Origin of the sequence: uncultured Kordia sp. (assembly GCF_947489565.1) — a bacterium.
Lineage (GTDB): Bacteria > Bacteroidota > Bacteroidia > Flavobacteriales > Flavobacteriaceae > Kordia.
Map to the genome: position 1 here is coordinate 1 of NZ_CANLEA010000052.1, position 1,124 is coordinate 1,124.

Genomic DNA, 1,124 nt, shown 5'->3' on the forward strand with positions numbered 1-1,124 from the left:
TCTGGATTGGTCGCACTGTTATCTGTGGTAGTGATACTTACAACGGTATCTACACTACTTGGATTGTCAATGCTTACTGCGACACTCGCTGTTCCTGCATCTTCTGCCACCGTTACATCACCTACGCTCATTGCTGGTGTGTCGTTATCGGTGATCGTTACTGTTCCACTATCGTTCGTGTTTGAAGTGTTTCCACTAGTTACAGTTCCATTTACAGTGAAGTCCTCTGTTGGTTCTCCTGTAGTATCATCTGTAATTGGAATACTTACATCTACAGTGGTTTGTCCTGCTGGGATTGTTGCTGTGACTGTGGTAGTGGTATAATCATCTGGATTGGTCGCACTGTTATCGGTTGTAGTGATATTTACTACTGTATCTACACTAGATGGATTGTCTATGCTCACCGCTACACTTGCTGTTCCTGCATCTTCTGCCACCGTTACATCACCTACACTCATTGCTGGTGTATCGTTATCGGTGATCGTTACTGTTCCACTATCAGTGGTATTGCTCGTGTTCCCACTTGTTACAGTTCCATTTACCGTGAAGTCCTCTGTTGGTTCACCGGTAGTATCATCTGTAATTGGAATACTTACATCTACTGTCGTTTGTCCCGCTGGGATCGTTGCTGTGACTGTTGTTGTCGTATAATCATCTGTACTTACTGCACTGTTATCAGTGGTAGTGATGGATACTACTGTGTCAACTGAGCTTGGATTGTCAATGCTTACTGCGACACTCGCTGTTCCTGCATCTTCTGCCACCGTTACATCACCTACGCTCATTGCTGGTGTGTCGTTATCGGTGATCGTTACTGTTCCACTATCGTTCGTGTTTGAAGTGTTTCCACTAGTTACAGTTCCATTTACAGTGAAGTCCTCCGTTGGTTCACCTGTAGTATCATCTGTAATTGGAATACTTACATCTACTGTAGTTTGTCCCGCTGGGATTGTTGCTGTAACTGTTGTCGTGGTATAATCATCTGGATTGGTCGCACTGTTATCGGTTGTCGTGATACTTACTACGGTATCTACACTAGATGGATTATCAATACTTACCGCGACACTTGCTGTTCCTGCATCTTCCGCTACCGTCACATCACCTACACTCATTGCTGGTGTGTC

General features: G+C 44.5%; 1 protein-coding gene. It reads right to left on the reverse strand.

What is annotated here, in order from left to right; all coding sequences use genetic code 11:
- Positions 1–1,124 (reverse strand): Calx-beta domain-containing protein (locus Q0845_RS27690; protein ID WP_298521203.1); only part of this gene is annotated, 1,124 nt, incomplete at both ends.